This is a genomic window from Geodermatophilus sp. SYSU D00700 (assembly GCF_054050255.1).
Map to the genome: position 1 here is coordinate 80,201 of NZ_JBJGZA010000008.1, position 18,729 is coordinate 98,929.

Here is an 18,729-nt window from a genome sequence, read left to right on the forward strand (position 1 = left end):
CGCTCCTCGCTCGCTGGCGCTCGCTGCGATGCTCGCTCACTGCAGCACCCGCACGTCCTGCGGCAGCCGCCCGATCCGCATCATGAGCCGGTAGGCCACCAGACAGACCACGCCGCCGCCGAGCAGCAGCGCCGTGCCCAGCGGCGAGTCGTAGGCCGCCAGCGTCGTCGACTGGGTGGCCAGCAGCAGCAGGACCGCCCAGGGCGCGCCGACGGCCAGCCTGGCGGCCTGCACGACCCAGCCCTGCCGGGTCTCCAGCTCGGCGCGGGCGCGGGCGTCCTCGCGCAGGAAGGTCGCCAGGGTCCGCAGCACCCGGCCGAGGTCGGAGCCGCCGACCTCGCGCGCCACGCGCAGCGTCTCGACGATGCGGTCGCCCACCGGGTCGGCGAGGTCGGCCTTGAGCCGGTCGAGGCTCTCGCCGAACCGGCCGCTGGACCGGTGGTCGGCGGCGAAGCGGGCGAACGGCGGGCGCAGCACCTCCGGCCCGCGGACGGCCAGGGCCGACAGCGCCTCGGGCAGCGACAGCCCGGCCCGCACGGCCGACGCCAGGTTGTCCACGACCTCCGGCCACACCTCCCGCAGGTCGGCGCGTCGGCGGCCGGCCAGCCGGCGCACCTGCACGTGCGGCAGCACGAACCCGAACACGCCGAAGGCGAGGCTCACGCTGACCGTGCCGGTGGTGAGGAGGACGACGACGGTGGCCAGCAGCCCGAGCCCGGCCTGCAGCGCCACGAGCTGGGCGGGGTTGATGCCGGTCAGGCCGGCCTCGGCGAGCAGCCGGGCCCGGCGGCCGGGCGGGCGGGGGCCGGAGCGACGCTGCGGCGCCCGTGGCCCGCTGCGCCAGACCAGCAGCAGGCCGACACCCAGCAGCAGCCCCAGGAGGGCACCGGTCACCGGCGCGCCTCCAGCAGCGCGGGCAGGTCGAACCCGGCGGCGGCGAAGCGCTCGGCGTGCGGCGGGAAGCCCTCGGCCCGGACCAGCCGGCCCTCGCGGGTGGTGAAGACGTCGGCCAGCTCGACCACGCCACCTTCGGCGCGCCCGGGCACCGCCACGATCTCGCGGACCCGCCGCTGCCCCGAGGCCTCGGTGGCCACGTGCACGACCAGGTCGACGCTCGCGGCCACGGTCGGGACGACGAAGGCGTGGCCGATGTTGTCGCCGGCCAGCAGCGGGAGCGTGCACATCTTGACCACGGCCTCGCGGGCGCTGTTGGCGTGCAGCGTACACATGCCGGGCAGGCCGCTGTTGAGCGCGATGAGCAGATCGAGGCACTCCTCCTGCCGCACCTCGCCGACGACGATCCGTGAGGGCCGCATCCGCAGCGCCTCCTTGACCAGCCGGCGCAACGGGATCTCCCCGGCTCCCTCGAGGTTGGGCTGGCGGGTCTGCATCGCGACGACGTCGGGCAGCGGGACCCGCAACTCGAAGACCTCCTCGCAGGTGATCACCCGCTCCCGTGCCGGGATCGCCGCGACCAGGCAGTTGAGCAGCGTCGTCTTGCCGGCCTGCGTGCCGCCGGACACCATCACGTTCAGCCCCGCGGCGACCGCGGCCTCCAGGAACCGGGCGGCCTGCACGGTCAGCGTCCCGGTGGCCACCAGCTCGTCGAGCGAGTGCGCCTGCAGCACGAACTTGCGGATGTTGACCGCCATGTGCCGGCGGGTGATGTCGGGGATGACCACGTGCAGCCGGGAACCGTCGGCCAGCATCGCGTCGACGAAGGGCTGGCTCATGTCGATCCGCCGTCCCGAGGTGCGCAGCATCCGCTCCACCAGGTCGGCCAGCTCACCGGCGCCCAGGATGGTGGTGGTCAGCTCGCTGCGGCCGCGGCGGGCGACGAACACCCGGCCCGGCTCGTTGACCCACACCTCCTCGACCTCGGGGTCGTCGAGCCAGCGCTGCAGCGGCCCGAACCCGGCCACCCGGTCGAGCACGTCGCGCACCACCGCATCCGGGTCGCCGACCGGCGGCAGCGCCGAGGTCAGCGACCGCTCGGAGTAGTCGGCGACCACGTCGCGCACCAGCACCCGCACCGGCGCGGGGTCGGTGAACGGGTCCAGTCCGCGCCGGCGGATCAGCTCGCGGACCTCGCCGTCGACCACGTCGAGCGCACTCGTCGGCACTGGACCCCCGTCACACCCCGTTGCAGAACGGGAGGGACCGTAGGTCGACTCCGGGCGTGGACGGGAGCCCGGTCAACCGATCTGTGGACAGCCCGCACCGGCACCATCCGGTCGGGTGACCCGCCCCCGGGTGGCCCGAGCGTGTGCGCAGGCGCGGCAGACGCAGCCCGGGAACCCGGCGCCGGCGCACACGCTTGGCACCTGGGTCAGGCGCGCCGGACGGTCAGGTGCGGGCGGTGCGCCAGGCTCTGCGCCACCACGCAGTACCGCTCGGTCAGCTCCGCCAGCCGCGCCAGCGCGGCGTCGTCGGCGTCGGTGTCCAGCTCGGCGTCCACGGTGATCGGCCCGAGCCCGACGGGCACCGACCTGTCCACACCGAGCGTGCCGCGCGGGTCGAGGTCCGCCGACGCGGTGAGCCGGCCCGCGCGGACGTCGAGCCCCATCGCGGTTGCCACGCTGCGCATCGTCACCCCGGCGCAGGCCAGCAGCGCCTGCAGCAGCATGTCGCCGGAGCAGGCGTCGCTGCCGTCGCCGCCGGTGGAGGGGTGCAGCCCGGCGCGGGCGGGTCCGGCCCAGGTCCGCACGGTCGCGGTGATGCCGGGCGCGGAGAAGTCGGCCTCGGCGGACATCCGCGCGCAGGCCGATCCCGGGTCGTCGCGGTAGCGCTGCTTGAGCGGTGCCTGCAGTTCCCGCAGCTGGACGGCGTCCATCCGGATCCCCCTCGTGGTGTCGAGCCCCCATGCTCACGACCCGACGACCGGCACGCCAACGGAGTCCGCACCGAGGGGATGGACGTCCCCCGGCGCCGGGGTCATCATCGCGACGTGCCCACGAGGTCGGCCAAGGAGCGCGCCGGCACCGGGTCCGACCAGGTCACGGTGACGACGGACTCCGTGCGGCCCGCGGAGGCGTTCTCCTTCTGGCAGGACCTGATCTGCGACACCTTCGTCCAGCTCTCGGCGTCCCCCACCACCGAGCTCCCGTTCCGCGGCCGGATCGCGCACGGCGTGGTCGGCGACGTCGAGCTCACCACGGTCCGGGCCAGCGGACAGAACGTGCAGCGCACCCGCCGGCTGATCGCCCGCAGCAACGAGGAGTACGTGCTGGCCAGCATCCAGCTGGCCGGGCGGGGGATCGTCTCGCAGGACGACCGCGAGGCCCGGCTGGTGCCCGGTGCGATGGCCTTCTACGACAGCACCCGGCCCTACACGCTGCACTTCGACGGCGCCTTCGAGCAGCTCGTCGTCCAGGTGCCGCGGCGGGTGCTGCCCGCCGGCCCCCTGGCCGGGGCGACCGCGGTGACCCTGGGCGCCGACAGCAGCGCCCGGCTGGTGGCCGACTTCCTCCGCGGCCTGGCCCGGCAGCAGGCGACCGACCCGGCCGGGACGGCGGCGCTCGCCCCGCACGCGCTCGGGCTGCTCACCTCGGCCCTGGGACTGGCCGCCGGGACCGGGCCGCCCCCGGGCGCGGCCGCCCTGGACCGCGAGCGGGTGCTGGCCCACCTCGCCGCCCACCACACCGACCCCCGGCTCTGCGCCGACGGGGTGGCCGCGGCCTGCCACCTCTCCCGGCGCAGCCTGTTCCGGCTCTTCGAGTGCGAGCCGGAGGGGCTCGGCGACGTGCTGCGCCGGCTGCGGGTCACCGCCGCCCAGCGCCTGCTGCGCACCGCGCCGACGCTGCCCCTGGCCACCGTCGCCGTCCGCTCCGGCTTCGGCGGGGAGGCCTCGTTCCACCGCGCCTTCCGCGCCGTCACCGGGACGACCCCGGCGGCCTACCGGCGGGCGGTCACCGGCCGGCCCTGAGGAGCGGCCGGACCTGGCACGCAGCGGCAGGGACCTGGCACGGACCGCGAGTCCGCCTGCGCGCGGTCGGCTCACCGTGGTCGCACGCCCGCAGCCGGCGGGCCCGTCGCAGGAGGACCGCATGAGCGTCCCCGACAGCTCCGCTCCCGTCCGTCCGGTGCGCGCGGCCGCCGTCCAGGCCGAACCGCGGTGGCTCGACCTCGACGCCGGGGTGGACCAGGTCGTCGACCTGATCGGCGAGGCGGCCGGCAACGGCGCCGACCTGGTCGCCTTCGGGGAGACGTTCGTCCCCGGCTACCCGTGGTGGATATGGCTGGACTCGCCTGCGTGGGGCATGCAGTTCGTCGCCCGCTACGCCGCGAACTCGATGACCCGCGACGGCGAGCACATGCGCCGGATCGCCGCCGCGGCCGGACGCCACGGCGTGCACGTCGTCCTGGGCTTCGCCGAGCGGGCCGGCGGCAGCCTCTACATGTCGCAGGCCTTCATCGACGACGCCGGCACCGTGGTCTCGGTGCGCCGCAAGCTCAAGCCGACCCACGTCGAGCGCAGCGTCTTCGGCGAGGGCGACGGCAGCGACATCCAGGTGCACGAGACCGCGCTCGGTCGGCTCGGGGCGCTCAACTGCTGGGAGCACTTCCAGCCGCTGACCAAGTACGCGATGTACAGCATGGGCGAGCAGATCCACGTCGCCTCCTGGCCCAGCTTCTCGATCTACCGCGGGGCGGCCACGGCGCTGGGCCCGGAGGTGAACACCGCGGCCAGCCGGGTGTACGCGGTGGAGGGGCAGACCTTCGTCCTCGCGCCGTGCTCGGTCATCGGGCAGGCCGCCCACGACCTGTTCGCCGACACCGAGGCCAAGCGGCAGCTGCTGTTGCAGGGCGGCGGGTTCACCCGGATCTACGGCCCCGAGGGCACCGAGCTCGCCGAGCCGCTGCCCGAGGACGCCGAGGGGATCCTCTACGCCGACCTCGACCCCGCACTCATCGCGATCGCCAAGTCCGCCGCCGACCCGGTCGGCCACTACTCGCGCCCCGACGTCTTCCGGCTGCTGTTCAACGGCGCGCCCAACCGGGTGGTGGTGACCCCGGAGCAGGCCCCTGGGCGCCTGCCGGTGGAGCTGCCCGAGCCCAGCGACCTGGTGCCCGCCGACGCCTCGGCCCTCGAGCAGGTGGGCCGGCCGTGAGTCTCGAGCCGCCGGTCCCGTCGCACCGCGGCGTCTGGCACCCCCGGGACGCCGACCCGGCGGTGGCCGCCGCGGACGCCGAGGTCGCGGCACTGCTCCGCCGCCTGGCGGGGGCCGTCGACGGCACGGGCCGGCTCACCGCCGTGGTGTTCACCCCCCGGGCCGAGCCGGGACGTCGCGTCGCGGGGACCCGGCTCCTCGCCCGGGGGGCAAGGAGAGCCGGCCGGCGCGTCGTCCGGTGAGTGACCGCCCGGCCGCGGCGTGCCCCCACCGCTGCGGCCGGGCCCGACACGCCGGGGCACCGGGAACAGATCCGGCGCGGCGCGTGCTCCAGCCCACAGTCCCCCGACGCCGCCCGTGAGGAGACCGCCCGAGCATGCCGACGACCCTCCTGCACCGGGACCCCGACGCCTCCTCCTCCCACCGCCCGGTGCGCCGGCGCTCCCGGGCTCCCCGCCGGCTGGTCGCGCTCGGCGTCGCCGCCGGGGTCGCCGTCCCGGTCGGGCTGGTCGTGGCCGACCGGGTCGCGGACTGGACGGCGCCGTTCGAGCAGGAGGTCGTCGACCGCAGCACTCCCCCGCTGTTGCTGGCGTTGGAGGACCTCGCCGAGTACCGCGCCGCCACCGGGACCTTCCAGGTCGTGATCGACCAGGAGCGCGACACCGCCTGGGTGCCCTCGGTGATCAGCGGCGAGCGCGTGCAGTTCCTGGCCACCGGCAGCGTCGACGCCTCGGTCGACTTCTCCGGCATCGGCGAGGGGGACGTCGAGCTCTCCGCCGACGGCGAGTCGGCCACCATCACCCTCCCCGCCCCGGAGCTGGGCCAGGCGCGGGTGGACCCCGAGCAGAGCCGGGTGCTCGACCGCGACCGCGGGCTGGTCGAGCGGCTCGGCGACGCCCTCGCCGACGACCCCACCGACGAGAGCGCGCTGTTCGCGCTCGCCGAGGACCGGCTGGAGTCGGCCGCCGCCGAGAGCGACCTGGGCGAGCGCGCCGAGGCCAACACCCGCGACATGCTCACCACGCTGGCGGGCTCCCTCGGCGTGGACAGCGTCACGGTCACCTTCGAGCCCGCGCCGAGCGCCACCGGCTGACCAACGGCGGCCCCACCGGGCCGCCCCAGACCCCGTTCCCGGGGACGTCGCACGCATCCGCCCTGCCCAGGGCTTCGTCGATGTGTGACGCAGAGCACACTTGATCACGCTCAACGTGCTCCTCGGCCTCCGGTCCCGGTGCTAGCTTCCGCCGGCTTCCGAGACCGAGGAGACCCGCGTGAGGCGACGTACATCCCTCGCGGCCGTGCTGTGCACCGCCGCGTCCTCGCTGGTGCTGGCGGCCGCCCCGGCCGCCGCCGCGCCCAGCGCCGGCCCCGGGCAGCTCTGCCAGGACGGCAACTGGTTCGTCATCCAGTACGAGGCGACCTACGACGGCGCCACCGGCGCGGCCGACGGCGCCTACGAGCGCGCCGTCCCCACCACCGGCGGCTGCGCCAGCAGTTGGGCGCACGGGGACGGCCAGTTGTCGACCGCGGCGATCGCGGCCCAGTGCCGGACCGGGATCGAGGCCCGCTTCGGGCCCTACCCGATCACCGTCCGCTTCGCCCAGACGTACGTGCTCCAGAACCGCGCCGACTGCATCGAGGTCATGAGCGGTGTGGCGCACGGCGAGATCGACCCGGGACGCGCGCCGCTGTTCCCGGGTGGCACCCGATGAACCCCGTCCTGAGGAGGACCTCCCCGATGAAGACCCTCGCCCGCACCGGCCTCGTGGCGGCCGCCGCCCTCGCCGCCGTCGTCACCGGCGCCACCTCCGCGTCGGCGGCCCCGTCCGGCGGCTCGGGCGCCGTCAAGGTCGCCAACCCCGCGCAGGCCTGCGCGACCATCCAGAACACCGTGGCCGAGTACGGCGGCACCCTCGACGACTTCCGCTACAGCTCGTGCGTCCGGACGTTGGCCGGGCGGGTGCCCGTCGTCGAGGGCGCCGGGGACCCGTACGCGCAGTGCGCCCTGTACGAGGACGAGGGGGCGATCTCCTACCCGTACACCTTCTACGCCGAGGGTGGCCCCTTCCCCTCGCTGCGGGCCAACGACCGCGAGCAGTGCGCTCGCGCGCTGTACGCGTACCACACGATCGCCTCGGCCTTCCCCGGGCAGCCCTGACCCGGGCGACGACCCACCCGAGCCCCGCCGGTGCCCGCACCGGCGGGGCTCGGTGCGTCCCGGTCAGCCCCGGCGGCTCAGCTGCCGGCGCGTGCGCGGCCGGGGCACGGCCGCCGACGGCGACGGACGGCCCGCGGCCCGCTCGAGCAGCAGCGCCTCGGCGTCGGTGCGCTCCAGCGGCCGGGCGAAGAGGAAACCCTGGGCGGTGTCGCAGCACCCCTCGGCGAGCAGCCGCGCCTGGTGCTCGTGCTCCACGCCCTCGGCCAGCACCTCCAACCCCAGCGTGCGGCCCAGCTCGATGGTGCCGCGCACGATCGCCGGCAGCGGGTCGCCCTCGGCGATCCCGTGGACGAACGAGCGGTCGATCTTGAGCACGTCCACGGTGAACTGCTGGAGGTGCGCCAGCGACGAGTAGCCGGTGCCGAAGTCGTCGAGCGCCAACCGGACACCCAGCGCCCGCAGCGCCGCCAGTGACGCGGCCGCCCGCTCCGGGTCGTCCACCAGCGCGGTCTCGGTCACCTCGAGCACCAGCGCGGAGGCCGGCAGGCCGCTGTCGGCCAGCGCGGCCGCGACGGCACCCACGAGGTCCGGCGAGGTCAGCTGGGTGGCCGACACGTTGACCGCCATCGTCAGGTCACCGGCGCCGGGGTGGGCCTGCCGCCACGCGGCCCCGGTGGCGCAGACCTCGCGCAGCACCCACGCGCCGATCGGACCCATCAGGCCCGCGGCCTCGGCCACCGGCACGAACCGGTCGGGGCCCACCGGGCCCAGGCGCGGGGAGTCCCAGCGCAGCAGCGCCTCGAAGCCGGTCACCCGCCGGTCGGCCAGGGCGACGACGGGCTGGTAGACCAGCCGGAACTCCCCGCCCGCCAGCGCGCCGCCCAGCTCCCGCTCCAGCTCGCGGGCCGCCTGCACCGCGGCGCGCATGCCGGGCTCGAACAGCCGCACGCGGTTGCCGCCGTCGAGCTCGGCGGTGTACATCGCGAGGTCGGCGTCGCCGATCAGCGACCCGGCGCCCACCTCGCCCCGGCCGACGGCGACGCCCACGCTCACCGACAGCGTCACCGGCCCGGCGTCGAGCTGCACCGGCCGGCGCAGCACCTCGACCACGCGCGCGGACGTGGCCAGCGCCTCGTCGTCCCCTCCGCCGGCCTGCTCGACCAGCACGGCGAACTCGTCACCGCCCCGCCGGGCCACGGTGTCGTCGGCCCGCACCGCCGCGCGCAGCCGGGCGGCCACCTCGCGCAGCAGCGCGTCCCCGGCGGCGTGGCCGAGGGTGTCGTTGACCGTCTTGAAGCCGTCGATGTCCAGGCAGACGACCGCGGCCGAGCCGCCGCCGCGCACCGTGCGCAGCAGCGCCTGCTGGACGCGGTCGGCGAACAGCTCCCGGTTGGCCAGGCCGGTCAGGCCGTCGTGCAGGGCGGAGTGCGCCAGGGCCTCCTCGGCGCGGCGGCGGCCGGTCACGTCGGTGACGTGCACGACGACGCCGCCGACGTCGGGGTCGTCACCCAGGTCGACCAGCCGGACGCCGAGCCAGCGGTCCTCGCCGCGCCAGCGGGCGGGCACCTCGGCGTCGACCACCGTGCCGGCCGCCTCGAGCGCCCGGTCGAAGACCCGCTGGGCCTGCTCGAGGTCGAGGCCGGCCAGCCGCACCGCCTCCCCCGCGCTGTGCCCGCGCAGCGGGGCGGTCCCGAGGACCGCCGCCATCGGTGCGGGGTCGCTGAGCAGCCGGCCGTCGCGGGAGACCACCAGGACCGCGTCGGAGGAGTGGGCGGCGAGCTTGGCCGCGTGGCGCTCCCGCGAGCGCAGCAGCGCCCGGGCCGCCGCCTCGCGGCGCACCAGCAGCGCGGCGCGGAGGAAGACCAGCGCGGTGAGCACCACCATGCCGGCGAGGATCGCCACCGGGTCGCCCGCGCCGCCGCTCGCGTGGACGGCGAGGTCGGTCGTGGGCGGCACCAGCAGCGCGCCGAGGCACACGGCCAGCCGCGCCAGGTCCGACCGCCGGGACGGCGCGGGCGCGGTCCCGGACGCCGGGGAGCCCGGCAGCCAGGTGGCGACCGCCAGCAGCACGCTGCCGAGCACCCAGCCGGCGTCGAGCAGGGAGCCGAAGCTGTCCGCGTCGGCGTGCAGCAGGTAGGCGACGTCGGAGAACAGCCAGCACGCGCAGGCGGCCGCCACCAGCGACGTCCGCTCCCCCTGCCGCCGGGTCGCCAGCAGGCGCACGACCAGTCCGATCAGCGCCGCGTCGAGCGCGGGGTAGCAGGCGAGCGCGATGCGGGTGGGCAGGTCCAGCGACGCGTCCCCGACGGTCGCGGCGATCGACACCTCCCACACCACCAGGAGGACAGCGACGAAGACGACCAGCGCGTCGATCCAGCCGGCCACCTGCTCGTCGCGGTCGTCGGTGTGGCTGCGGGCGAGCAGGGCCAACCCGATCGCCAGCGCGACGTAACCGGCGAGGTAGACGGCGTCGGCCGGGCCGGCCCCCGTGCCCGACCCGGTGGAGGAGGCCTGCACCTGCCACAGCACGTCGCCGACGGCGGAGAGGGTCGCGCCGGCGGCGATGCACGATGCGGCCGGGCGACGGCTCCCCCGCGCGGCCCCGCCCCAGGCGGCGACGACGGTCAGCCCGACGACGCCGAAGTAGAGCGCGGTGCCCGCGGTGCTGCCCGACCAGGCGGCTAGTGCCCACAGCACCAGCGCGACCAGGACGACGGCCGCGCCGAGGACCGCCCGGCGCAGGACCGCAGGGGGGACGGCGACGCTGCCGACGCGGACGCTGGTCGATGACACGGTCTGCGCATCGGCGTGGAACGGAACGGTCTGGAACCCTTCCGGTCGCCGGTCCCCCGCGGGGGTGACCCCGGGTCAGCTCCCCGGGCGCAGCACCGCCACCACCACGTGCGGCCCCGGCTCGCGCAGCGCCGTCCCGAGCTGGTCGGCGAGGTCCTCGGCGGTCTCGGCGCGGGTGGCCGGCACGCCCATGCCGGTGGCCAGCGCGACGAAGTCCAGGGCCGGTCCGCCGAGGTCGAGCAGCTGCCCGGCCCGCTCGCCGCCGCCGGTGGCGCCCACCCGGGACAACTCGCCCTGCAGGATCGCGTAGGAGGCGTTGTCGTAGAGGACGACGGTGACGTCGAGCTGCTCCCGGGCCATCGTCCACAGCGCCTGGACGGTGTACATGGCGCTGCCGTCGGCCTGCAGGGCGACCACGGGCCGGTCGGGGCAGGCCACCGCCGCGCCGACCGCCATCGGCAGCCCGTCGCCGATCGCGCCACCGGTGAGCGCCAGCCAGTCGTGCCGCGGCGCGCCGGAGGTCAGCTCGGCCAGCCCGATCCCGGAGGTGATGGCCTCGTCGACCACGATCGCCCGCTCGGGCAGCAGCGCGCCGACCACCGCCGACACCGTCCGTGGCGCGAGGCGCCCGGTCGGGAGCTCCGGGCGGGAGGCCTCCAGCAGCTCCGGCTCGGCACCGGCGGCGACCTCCCCGGCCAGCTCCTCCAGCGCCGCGACGCCGTCCTCGCCCGGTGCGGAGAGGACGTGCACCGTGCAGTCCTCGGGCACCGGCGTGCCCGGCGTGCCCGGGTAGCCGAAGAAGTGCACCGGGGAGGTCGCCCCGGCCAGCACCAGGTGCCGCGTGCCGGCGAGCGCCTTGATCGCCACCTCCGGCGGGTAGGGCAGCTTGTCCACGGCGGGCAGCCCCGCGCCGCGCACCATGCGCGCGGGGAAGGTCTCGGACAGGAGCCGCGCGCCGGTGCCCGCGGCCACCCGGGCCGCGGCCAGCAGGCCGGTCTCGGACGCCACGACGTCGTCGCCGACGAAGAGCACGGTGGGCTCCCCCGACCGCAGCACCGACGCCGCCGCGGACACCGCGGCGGCGGGCACCCGCGGGCGGGGGCGCGCCGCCGGGGGGTCGGCCACGGCCGCGCCGTCGGACCACGAGACGTCGGCCGGCAGGACCAGCGTGGCGATCTGGCCGCGGGCGGCCGCGGCGACGGCGTCCACGGCGTCGGCGGCGACGTCCTCGGGGGCCAGCGAGCGGCGGACCCAGCCCGACACGGTGCCGGCCAGCGCGTCGACGTCCGACTCCAGCGGCGCGTCCAGGCGCTTGTGCGAGCGGGCGTGGTCGCCGACGACGTTGACCATCGGCGCCCGGCCGCGGCGGGCGTTGTGCAGGTTGGCCAGCCCGTTGCCCAGGCCCGGGCCCAGGTGCAGCAGCGTGGCCGCGGGCCGGCCGGTCATGCGGGCCCAGCCGTCGGCGGCGCCGGTGGCCACGCCCTCGAAGAGGGTGAGCACGCCGCGCATCTCCGGGACGTCGTCGAGCGCGGCGACGAAGTGCATCTCCGACGTGCCGGGGTTGGCGAAGCAGACGTCGACGCCGGCGTCGACGAGGGTGCGGATGAGAGCCTGGGCGCCGTTCACCGGGAGACGTGCACCTCGGTCACCTCGTAGTGGGTCATCGTGGCGCCGCCGGTGGCGAAGGAGGCGATGTCCTTGGCCCCGGCCTTGCCCTCCTCGGAGGCGAACGCCGCGCCCATCGCCTCCTCGGAGTCGAAGTCGAGCTCCGCGACGAGGTAGGGCGCGGGGTGCGAGGGGTCCAGGGAGTGCGGCCGGCCGGTGGTGAAGCGCACCAGGCCCGGCAGCTGCACGGTCAGCGGGACGTGCGTGTCCCGGTAGTGGGCGTCGAACGCCGCCGGGTCCTCGGGCTGCCCGTAGCTGACGACGAGCCTGTGCACCATCTGCGCCACTCCTGGGGGTCGGGCCGGGCGCCGCGCCCGGTCGGCCCCACCCTGTCAGGCACCGCCCCGTCCCCGCGACCTCAGAAGGTGATCACCAACCGCCCGCGCACCCCGCCGGCGGCGAGCACCCGGTGCGCCTCGGGCGCCTCCTCGGGCGCGAACGCGCGGGCCACCCGCAGGGTCAGCGCGCCGGACTCCACCTGCTCGCGCAGCCGGTCGAGGGCCGCCGCGTTCTCCGCGTAGTGGCGCACCCGCGTGGGGAAGGCCTCGACCCGGCCCGAGCCGTCGCCGCGATAGCCGCGCACCGTGGCCAGCCGGCCGCCGTCGCGGATCGCCGGCAGCACGTGGGCGTCCTGCACCGAGCCGTCGGCCAGCCCGTCGACGCCGTCGGGGAACTCGGCGCGGATCCGGTCGGCCACGTCGTCGCCGCGCCGGACGACGACGTCGGCGCCGAGGTCGCGCACCAGCTGCTCGTCGGCCTCGGCGGCGTCGGCGACGACGGTCAGCCCGTCTGCCTTCGCCAGCTGGACGACGTAGCCGCCGTAGGCACCGGCCGCGCCGGTCACCGCGATCACCGACCCCGGCGGCAGGGCCAGGTGGTCGAGCGAGAGCCGGGCGGTGAGGGCGTTCATCGGCAGCGTCGAGGCGGCCACGGCGTCGGCGCCCGCCGGCACCCGGGCCACCGAGGCCGCGGGCAGCACGAGGTCCTCGCGGTACCCGCCGTGCGCGCCGGTGGGCACGACGATGCCCATGACCGCGTCGCCCACCGCGACCCGGTCGACGTCCTCGCCGACCTCGACCACCTCACCGGCGGCGTCCATGCCCGGCACCCACGGCGGGGTCTTCACCGGGTCGCGCCCGGCGTAGGCGCCCTCGCGCAGGTGGGTGTCGGTCGGGCTGACCGCCGCGGCCCGCACCCGCACCCGCACCTGGCCGGGCCCGAGGGGCTCGTCCGGGACGTCGACGACGGAGAGGGCCTCGGGCCCGCCGAACTCGGTCACTCCCACGGCTCGCACGCCCCGACCTTAGGGGCCTCCCGCGCCATGACGTCACGGGGCTTGCGGATGACGTCACAGTGGTGTCAATATGACGTCATGGACCTCACGCCGTACGTCGAGCAGCTCCGCCGGGAGCTGGCGCTGGCCGCCGCGCCGGGCGGTGAGGAGGCGCAGGCCCTCGCCGAGCGGCTCACCGCCCCGCTGGAGTCCTCGGTCCGGCTGGCCCTGCTCAGCGCGCTGTCCGCGGCGGCGGAGGAGATCACCGGCCAGCTCGCCCCCGGCTCGGTCGACGTGCGGCTGCGGGGCAGCGACATCGGCTTCGTCGTCACCCCTCCCCCGGCCGAGGAGCACCTGCCCGCGCCGGCTCCCGAGGCGGTCGTCCCCGACGCCGACGACGGCAGCACCATCCGCATCACCCTGCGGCTGCCCGAGACGCTCAAGGTCCGCGTCGAGGAGGCCGCCGCCCGCCTCGGCTCGTCGGTGAACACCTGGCTGGTCCGGGTCGTGGCCGACGCCGTCGCCCGGGCCGACCGTCCCCCGGCCGCCGAGCCGCGCCGTTCGCGCTGGTCGGCGGGCCAGTCCTACACCGGCTGGGTCCGCTAGCCCGCACACCGCACACGCACGCCCGCACCGCACCCCCGGCCGACCGGCCGGGGCCGATCCGGCACGCCCGGGAGGCGCCGCCATGCCCACCTTCGACACCCCCGACCCGATCACCGCCCGCATCGACGTCGCCGCCGGCAGCGTCCGCGTGCGGGCCACCGACCAGCCCGTCACGGTGGTCGACGTCCGGCCGCACGACGACCGCAGCAGCGCCGACGTCCAGGCCGCCGAGCAGGCCACCGTCACCTGCGCCGGCGGGCACCTGCTGGTCCGCACCACCGGCCGGCCGCGGCTGCTGTTCCTCGGCTCCGGCGGCGAGGTCGACGTCGACGTGGCGCTGCCCGAGGGCTCGTCGGTCGAGGTGCGGACGACGGCCGGCGGGATCTCCTGCTCCGGCCGGCTCGGCCGCGCCGCCCTCGAGAGCCGCCACGGCGACCTCCAGCTCGACTCGGCCGCCGGGCTGCGGGCCCGCACCAGCAGCGGCGGCATCACCGTCGGCGCCGTCTCCGGCGACGCCGTCGCGCAGACCGACTACGGCGACGTGCGGATCGGCCGCACGGACGGCGACACCCGGCTGCGGACCAACTGCGGTGACGTCACCGTGGACCACATCGCCGGCTCGCTGCTCGGGAGCACCAGCTACGGGAGGGTGCGCGTGGGCGAGGCGGTGCGGGGGTCGCTGGTGCTCGAGACCGCCTACGGCGAGGTCGAGGCGGGCATCGCCGCGGGCACCGCGGCCTGGCTGGACCTGCAGTCGGCCTCGGGCAGCATCCGCAACGAGCTCACCGCCGCCGACGGCCCCGAGGACGCCACCGGCACCGTGCAGCTCAAGGCGCGCACCGCCTACGGCGACATCCTCGTCCGCCGGGCCTGAGGAGGACCGGGATGACCGCCGCCACCGCCGCCATCGCCGTCACCGGCCTGCGCAAGGCCTTCGGCCCGACGACCGTCCTCGACGGGCTGGACCTGACCGTGCCCGAGGGCACCGTCTACGCCCTGCTCGGCCCCAACGGGGCCGGCAAGACCACCACCGTCGACGTCCTCTCGACGCTCCTCCCCGCTGACGGCGGCGAGGTCCGCGTCGCCGGGCACGACCTGCACCGGGAGCCGGACGCGGTGCGCGCCGCGATCGCGCTGACCGGCCAGTTCTCCGCCGTCGACACGCTGCTCACCGGCGCCGAGAACCTGCGGCTCATGGCCGACCTGCACCACCTCGGCCGGGAGGAGGGCCGCCGCCGCGCCGCCGAGCTGCTCGCCCGGTTCGACCTGACCGACGCGGCGGGGAGGCCGCCGGCCACCTACTCCGGTGGCATGCGCCGCCGGCTGGACCTGGCGATGGGGCTCATGGCCCGCCCACGGGTCGTCTTCCTCGACGAGCCGACGACCGGGCTCGACCCGCGCAGCCGGCGGGCGATGTGGGACGCCGTCCGCGATCTGGTGGCCGACGGCGTCACGGTCCTCCTCACCACGCAGTACCTCGAGGAGGCCGACCAGCTCGCCGACCGCATCGGCGTCCTCGACGGCGGCCGGCTGGTGGCCGAGGGCACCGCCGACGAGCTCAAGCGGCTGGTCCCCGGCGCCTCGGTGCGGCTGCGCTTCCCCGACGCCGCGGCGCTCTGGCGGGCCGCCCGCGCCCTGCCGACCGGCACCGCCGACCCCGCGGCGCTGGTCCTCGAGGTCCCCGGCGACGGCAGCGTGCCCGCGCTGCGGGCGCTGCTCGACCGGCTCGACGACGCCGGCGTCGAGGCCGCCGACCTGACCGTGCACACCCCCGACCTGGACGACGTCTTCCTGGCCCTGACCGGCCGGCCGGCTGCCGAGGAGGTGGCCTCGTGACCACGCTGGCCCTCGCGCTGAGCGACTCCGCCACCATGCTGCGGCGCAACCTGAGGCGCGCCGTGCGCTACCCCGGGCTGACGGTCATCGTGGCCGCGCTGCCGATCGTCTTCCTGCTGCTGTTCGTCTACGTCTTCGGCGGGACGCTCGGCGCCGGGCTGGGCGCTCCGTCCGGCGGCCGGGCGGAGTACGTCACCTACGTCGTCCCCGGCATCCTCGTGCTGGCCGTCACCGGCGGCGCGCAGGGCACGGCGATCGGGATCGCCATGGACATGACCGAGGGCATCATCGCCCGGTTCCGCACCATGTCGATCGCCCGGGCGTCGGTCCTCACCGGGCACGTCGTCGGCGCCGTGGTCCAGACGCTGGTCGGGCTGGCGCTCGTCCTCGCCGTCGCGCTGCTGATCGGCTTCCGGCCGGACGCGAGCGCGCTGGAGTGGCTCGCGACGGTCGGCGTCCTGGCCATGACCAGCTTCGCGCTGTCCTGGCTGTCGGTGGCCATGGGGCTGTGGACGAGGACGGTCGAGGCGGCCAGCAACCTGCCGATGCCGCTGATGCTCCTGCCGTTCTTCGGCAGCGGCTTCGTGCCGGTCGAGTCGATGCCCGGCTGGCTGCGCTGGTTCGCCGAGCACCAGCCGTTCACCCCGATCGTCGAGACGCTGCGCGGCCTGCTCACCGGGACGGCGATCGGGTCGTCCGCCCTCCTCGCGGTGGCCTGGTGCGCCGGCATCGCACTGGTCGGCCACCTGTGGGCCCGGGCGAACTACGAGCGCCGCCCGCCCCGTTGACGCGCGAGCGGCCCGGGACCGTGGTGGTCCCGGGCGGCGTCCTCAGCGGCGCAGGCCGTACTCCCGGAGCAGGCCGCGGCTGATGATCGTCTTCTGGATCTCGCTGGTGCCCTCGCCGATGAGCAGGAACGGCGCCTCACGCATGAGCCGCTCGATCTCGTACTCCTTGGAGTAGCCGTACCCGCCGTGGATGCGGAACGACTGGGTGGTCACCTCGGCGCAGTACTCGCTGGCCAGCAGCTTGGCCATGCCGGCCTCGACGTCGTTGCGCCGGCCGGCGTCCTTGAGCCGGGCGGCGTTGACCATCATCAGGTGGGCGGCCTCGACCTTCGTGGCCATCTCGGCGAGCTGGAACGCGATCGCCTGGTGCTGCACGATCGGCTTGCCGAAGGTCTCCCGCTGCTGGGCGTACTCGACGGCGAGCTCGAAGGCGCGGATGGAGATGCCGCAGGCGCGGGCGGCGACGTTCACCCGGCCCACCTCGACGCCGTCCATCATCTGCGCGAAGCCGCAGCCGGGCTCCCCGCCGAGGACCATGTCCGCGCCGATGCGGTAGCCGTCGAACACCAGCTCGGTGGTGTCGACGCCCTTGTAGCCCATCTTGTCGATCTTGCCGGGGATGGTCAGGCCCGGAGCGACGGTGCCGAAGCCGGCGGGCTTCTCCACCAGGAAGGTGGTCAGGTTCTGGTGCGGCTTGTCCGCGCCCAGGTCGGTGCGCACCAGCGCCGCGACCAGCGTGGAGGAGCCGCCGTTGGTCAGCCACATCTTCTGGCCGTCGATGACGTAGTCGTCGCCGTCCCGCACGGCCTTGGTCCGGATGCCCGCGACGTCGGACCCCAGGCCCGGCTCGGACATCGAGAACGCGCCGCGCACCTCGCCGGTGGCCATCCGCGGGAGGAAGTGCTCCTTCTGCTCCTGCGTGCCGTGCTGGCGGATCATGTAGGCGACGATGAAGTGGGTGTTGATGACGCCCGAGACGCTCATCCAGCCGCGGGCGATCTCCTCGACCACCAGCGCGTAGGTGAGCAGCGACTCGCCGAGACCGCCGTACTCCTCGGGGATCATCAGCCCGAAGATGCCCAGCTCCTTGAGCCCGTCGACGATCTCCTGCGGGTAGACGTCGCCGTGCTCGAGCTGCTGGGCGTGCGGGATGATCTCCTTGTCCACGAAGCTGCGGACCGTCGACAGGATCTCCTGCTGGATGTCGGTCAGGTCGGCGGTCTGCGCCAGTCGGGCCACGTCTGCTCCTCCGGGACTCCGGTGTCCGTGTTACCGGCGAGTATGGGCCACCCCCCGGGCACCGTCGCCGTGTCCCGGGTCACCCCCGCGCCGCTCCGAGGCATAGGAAGCAATCCCCACGAATCGGGGCCGCGAACGTGCGGATGGCTTCCTATGCCTCTGGAGGTGCCTAGGCCTCTGGAGGTGCCTAGGCCTCCGGCGGGGTGAACGACGACGTGCGGGACATGCCCGCGGCGCGGCCCTTGCCCGCGATGACCAGCGCCATCTTGCGGCTGGCCTCGTCGATCATCTCGTCGCCGAGCATCGCCGAGCCCTTCTTCCCGCCGGCCTCCGACGTGTACCAGTCGTAGGCGTCGAGGATGAGCTCGGCGTGGTCGTAGTCCTCCTGCGACGGCGCGTAGATCTCGTTGGCGGCGTCGATCTGCCCCGGGTGCAGCACCCACTTGCCGTCGAACCCGAGGACTGCGGAGCGCTTGGCCACCTCGCGGAAGGCGTCGACGTCGCGCACCTGCAGGAAGGGCCCGTCGATGGCCTGCACGCCGCGGGCGCGGGCGGCCATGAGGATGGTCATCAGGATGTGGTGGAACGGGTCGCCCGGGTAGTCGGGGTGCAGCGCACCGACCACCAGCGAGCGCATGCCGATGCTGGCCATGAAGTCGGCCGGGCCGAAGATGATCGTCTCGATCCGGGGGCTGGCGAAGGCGATGTCGTCGACGTTGACGAGCCCCTGCGCGGTCTCGATCTGCGCCTCGATGCCGATCCGCCCGACCTCCAGGCCGTTGGTCTTCTCGATCTGGGTGAGCAGCAGGTCCAGCGCCCGCACCTGGGCGGCGTCGGCGACCTTGGGCAGCATGATGCAGTCGAGCTCGGCGCCGGCGCCCTCGACCACCTCGACGACGTCGCGGTAGGTCCACTCCGTCGTCCAGTCGTTGACCCGGACCGTGCGGATCCGCTCACCCCAGCCGCCCTCGTTGAGCGCCGCGACGACGTTCTTGCGCGCGCCCGGCTTGGCCAGCGGCGCGACGGCGTCCTCGAGGTCGAGGAACACCTGGTCGGCCGGCAGGCCCTTGGCCTTCTCCAGGAAGCGCGGGTTGCTGCCCGGGACGGCCAGGTTGGAACGGCGGGATCGGAGCTCGGCCACGGTGCCTCCAGTGGTGATCGTTGATCGGAGGGTAGTGACGGCCCGTCGGTCCCCTCGCAGGGTCCCGCCACGAGCGGCGGTCGGCCTCCCTGCAGGGGCCCGCCGCGAGCTTGCGAGCG

The 18,729-nt window shown here is 75.6% G+C and carries 19 protein-coding genes; 10 read left to right on the forward strand and 9 right to left on the reverse strand.

Annotation, left to right across the window (positions count from 1 at the left end; all coding sequences use genetic code 11):
• Positions 1 to 36 precede the first annotated feature (36 nt).
• The 3 genes from ACI79V_RS08925 to ACI79V_RS08935 form a co-directional block, all read right to left on the reverse strand.
• Positions 37 to 894, reverse strand: coding sequence for a type II secretion system F family protein (locus tag ACI79V_RS08925; protein ID WP_456888446.1), 858 nt, complete (start codon positions 892 to 894; stop codon positions 37 to 39).
• Positions 891 to 2,123: a CpaF family protein gene (locus ACI79V_RS08930; RefSeq protein WP_456888448.1), complete on the reverse strand. Its 1,233-nt coding sequence runs from the start codon at positions 2,121 to 2,123 to the stop codon at positions 891 to 893. The genes ACI79V_RS08925 and ACI79V_RS08930 overlap by 4 nt, the downstream gene beginning before the upstream one ends.
• Positions 2,124 to 2,329: 206 nt before the next feature.
• Positions 2,330 to 2,833, reverse strand: a complete 504-nt coding sequence (locus tag ACI79V_RS08935; RefSeq protein ID WP_456888450.1) for an OsmC family protein — start codon at positions 2,831 to 2,833, stop codon at positions 2,330 to 2,332.
• Between the two features lie 114 nt (positions 2,834 to 2,947).
• Between ACI79V_RS08935 and ACI79V_RS08940 the strand changes: the two genes are divergently transcribed.
• The 6 genes from ACI79V_RS08940 (at position 2,948) to ACI79V_RS08965 (ending at position 7,269) form a co-directional block, all read left to right on the forward strand.
• Complete coding sequence (locus ACI79V_RS08940) at positions 2,948 to 3,925, forward strand: AraC-like ligand-binding domain-containing protein (protein ID WP_456888451.1); 978 nt, start codon at positions 2,948 to 2,950, stop codon at positions 3,923 to 3,925.
• A gap of 121 nt (positions 3,926 to 4,046) precedes the next feature.
• Positions 4,047 to 5,111 (forward strand): carbon-nitrogen hydrolase family protein, encoded by a 1,065-nt coding sequence (locus ACI79V_RS08945; RefSeq protein WP_456888452.1) that lies wholly within the window; start codon positions 4,047 to 4,049, stop codon positions 5,109 to 5,111.
• The gene (locus ACI79V_RS08950) at positions 5,108 to 5,353 is read left to right on the forward strand and encodes a hypothetical protein (RefSeq protein ID WP_456888453.1); all 246 of its coding nucleotides are present in this window, start codon (positions 5,108 to 5,110) and stop codon (positions 5,351 to 5,353) included. The genes ACI79V_RS08945 and ACI79V_RS08950 overlap by 4 nt, the downstream gene beginning before the upstream one ends.
• 134 nt (positions 5,354 to 5,487) lie before the next feature.
• A complete protein-coding gene (locus ACI79V_RS08955; RefSeq protein WP_456888454.1) occupies positions 5,488 to 6,204 on the forward strand; it encodes a DUF4230 domain-containing protein in 717 nt (238 codons plus the stop codon).
• A gap of 178 nt (positions 6,205 to 6,382) precedes the next feature.
• A complete protein-coding gene (locus ACI79V_RS08960; protein ID WP_456888456.1) occupies positions 6,383 to 6,823 on the forward strand; it encodes a hypothetical protein in 441 nt (146 codons plus the stop codon).
• 26 nt (positions 6,824 to 6,849) lie between these two features.
• On the forward strand, positions 6,850 to 7,269 hold the full coding sequence (locus tag ACI79V_RS08965) for a hypothetical protein (protein WP_456888457.1): 420 nt from the start codon (positions 6,850 to 6,852) through the stop codon (positions 7,267 to 7,269).
• A 63-nt stretch (positions 7,270 to 7,332) separates the two neighbouring features.
• Here the strand turns inward: ACI79V_RS08965 and ACI79V_RS08970 are convergent, their stop codons facing one another.
• The 4 genes from ACI79V_RS08970 to ACI79V_RS08985 all read right to left on the reverse strand — a co-directional run bounded on the left by ACI79V_RS08970 (position 7,333) and on the right by ACI79V_RS08985 (position 13,021).
• Positions 7,333 to 10,062, reverse strand: coding sequence for a putative bifunctional diguanylate cyclase/phosphodiesterase (locus ACI79V_RS08970; RefSeq protein WP_456888459.1), 2,730 nt, complete (start codon positions 10,060 to 10,062; stop codon positions 7,333 to 7,335).
• Between the two features lie 75 nt (positions 10,063 to 10,137).
• The gene (locus tag ACI79V_RS08975; RefSeq protein WP_456888461.1) at positions 10,138 to 11,688 is read right to left on the reverse strand and encodes an acetolactate synthase large subunit; all 1,551 of its coding nucleotides are present in this window, start codon (positions 11,686 to 11,688) and stop codon (positions 10,138 to 10,140) included.
• On the reverse strand, positions 11,685 to 12,005 hold the full coding sequence (locus ACI79V_RS08980; protein WP_456888462.1) for an EthD family reductase: 321 nt from the start codon (positions 12,003 to 12,005) through the stop codon (positions 11,685 to 11,687). Before ACI79V_RS08980 ends, ACI79V_RS08975 begins: the two co-directional genes overlap by 4 nt.
• Before the next feature lie 80 nt (positions 12,006 to 12,085).
• Positions 12,086 to 13,021 (reverse strand): quinone oxidoreductase family protein, encoded by a 936-nt coding sequence (locus tag ACI79V_RS08985; RefSeq protein WP_456888464.1) that lies wholly within the window; start codon positions 13,019 to 13,021, stop codon positions 12,086 to 12,088.
• A 78-nt stretch (positions 13,022 to 13,099) separates the two neighbouring features.
• Between ACI79V_RS08985 and ACI79V_RS08990 the strand changes: the two genes are divergently transcribed.
• From ACI79V_RS08990 to ACI79V_RS09005, 4 genes are all read left to right on the forward strand, one after another.
• The gene (locus ACI79V_RS08990) at positions 13,100 to 13,606 is read left to right on the forward strand and encodes a hypothetical protein (RefSeq protein ID WP_456888466.1); all 507 of its coding nucleotides are present in this window, start codon (positions 13,100 to 13,102) and stop codon (positions 13,604 to 13,606) included.
• A gap of 82 nt (positions 13,607 to 13,688) precedes the next feature.
• A complete protein-coding gene (locus ACI79V_RS08995; RefSeq protein WP_456888468.1) occupies positions 13,689 to 14,480 on the forward strand; it encodes a DUF4097 family beta strand repeat-containing protein in 792 nt (263 codons plus the stop codon).
• Between the two features lie 11 nt (positions 14,481 to 14,491).
• Positions 14,492 to 15,442: an ATP-binding cassette domain-containing protein gene (locus ACI79V_RS09000; protein WP_456888470.1), complete on the forward strand. Its 951-nt coding sequence runs from the start codon at positions 14,492 to 14,494 to the stop codon at positions 15,440 to 15,442.
• Complete coding sequence (locus ACI79V_RS09005; protein ID WP_456888472.1) at positions 15,439 to 16,230, forward strand: ABC transporter permease; 792 nt, start codon at positions 15,439 to 15,441, stop codon at positions 16,228 to 16,230. The genes ACI79V_RS09000 and ACI79V_RS09005 overlap by 4 nt, the downstream gene beginning before the upstream one ends.
• A 42-nt stretch (positions 16,231 to 16,272) precedes the next feature.
• Here ACI79V_RS09005 and ACI79V_RS09010 read toward each other — a convergent pair whose 3' ends face one another.
• A complete protein-coding gene (locus ACI79V_RS09010; protein ID WP_456888474.1) occupies positions 16,273 to 17,469 on the reverse strand; it encodes an acyl-CoA dehydrogenase family protein in 1,197 nt (398 codons plus the stop codon).
• A 187-nt stretch (positions 17,470 to 17,656) separates the two neighbouring features.
• Complete coding sequence (locus ACI79V_RS09015) at positions 17,657 to 18,610, reverse strand: HpcH/HpaI aldolase/citrate lyase family protein (protein ID WP_456888476.1); 954 nt, start codon at positions 18,608 to 18,610, stop codon at positions 17,657 to 17,659.
• Positions 18,611 to 18,729 lie beyond the last annotated feature (119 nt).

Bases quoted from the DNA above. Each gene is read 5' to 3' on its own strand.
- ACI79V_RS08935 (WP_456888450.1), bottom strand. From the start codon at position 2,833: ATGGACGCCGTCCAGCTGCGGGAACTGCAGGCACCGCTCAAGCAGCGC.
- ACI79V_RS08945 (WP_456888452.1), top strand. From the start codon at position 4,047: ATGAGCGTCCCCGACAGCTCCGCTCCCGTCCGTCCGGTGCGCGCGGCC.
- ACI79V_RS08955 (WP_456888454.1), top strand. From the start codon at position 5,488: ATGCCGACGACCCTCCTGCACCGGGACCCCGACGCCTCCTCCTCCCAC.
- ACI79V_RS08965 (WP_456888457.1), top strand. From the start codon at position 6,850: ATGAAGACCCTCGCCCGCACCGGCCTCGTGGCGGCCGCCGCCCTCGCC.
- ACI79V_RS08980 (WP_456888462.1), bottom strand. From the start codon at position 12,005: ATGGTGCACAGGCTCGTCGTCAGCTACGGGCAGCCCGAGGACCCGGCG.
- ACI79V_RS08990 (WP_456888466.1), top strand. From the start codon at position 13,100: ATGGACCTCACGCCGTACGTCGAGCAGCTCCGCCGGGAGCTGGCGCTG.
- ACI79V_RS08995 (WP_456888468.1), top strand. From the start codon at position 13,689: ATGCCCACCTTCGACACCCCCGACCCGATCACCGCCCGCATCGACGTC.
- ACI79V_RS09000 (WP_456888470.1), top strand. From the start codon at position 14,492: ATGACCGCCGCCACCGCCGCCATCGCCGTCACCGGCCTGCGCAAGGCC.